Below are 774 nucleotides of genomic sequence, written 5' to 3' on the forward strand. Positions count from 1 at the left end.
GAAGCGGCGGCAGCTGAACAGCACCTCGTGCGGCGCCGCGTCCAGGCCCAGGCGGGCGGCGATGTCGTCGCGGGCGGCGAGCACTTCGTCCCGCGCATGGCCATGGATCATGCAGAACAGGTTGTAGGGCCAGCCGAGCAGCACCCGGCGGCGGCGGTAGCACAGCGTGACGGCCGGCTCGCGCGCTAACCTGCGGCCCAGGTCGGCCACCTGCTCGTCGGGGATGTCCCATACGCACATCGCGTTGGCGCCCAGGCCAAGCTCGTGGTGGCGCACCACCACGCCTAGGCGGCGGACCAGGCCGTCGGCCAGCCAGCGCTCGATCAGTTCGATCGCCATGCCCTCGGCGAGCCCGGCCTGTTCGCCCAGCGCGGCATAGGGCCGTGCCACCAGCGGCAGCCCGGCCTGCAGCACGGTGGCCAGCCGGCGTTCGATCTCCGGCAGCGTACAGGCCCCGCCCGGCAGCGGCGCCGGGCCGGCGGAATGGCAGGCAGGCCGCCGCCGCTCGGCGCCGAGATCGAAGCCGAGGTCGATGTGGTACTCCTCTTCCAGCGGCAGCACGATGACGGCGCAGCCGGTGTCGCGCTCGATGCCCGCGACCACGCCGCGCAGATCGTGCTCCGACGCGGCGGTGACGACGAACCACAGGTTGTAGCGGTGCTCGCGCTGGTAATTGTGGTTGATCGCCGCTTCGCGGCTGACGCGGGCGGCGACCGCTTCGAGCCGCTCGGACGGCGCGGCGAGCGCGGCCAGCGCGCTGGCGCCCAGCCGGCG

The 774-nt window shown here is 73.6% G+C and carries 1 protein-coding gene; it reads right to left on the reverse strand.

Going from position 1 to position 774, the window contains the following annotated elements; all coding sequences use genetic code 11:
- Positions 1–774: siroheme decarboxylase subunit beta (gene ahbB / locus C666_RS19140; RefSeq protein ID WP_004351711.1), on the reverse strand; the 774-nt coding region annotated here is incomplete at both ends.

The sequence above is a fragment of the Thauera linaloolentis 47Lol = DSM 12138 genome, from assembly GCF_000310205.1.
Lineage (GTDB): Bacteria > Pseudomonadota > Gammaproteobacteria > Burkholderiales > Rhodocyclaceae > Thauera > Thauera linaloolentis.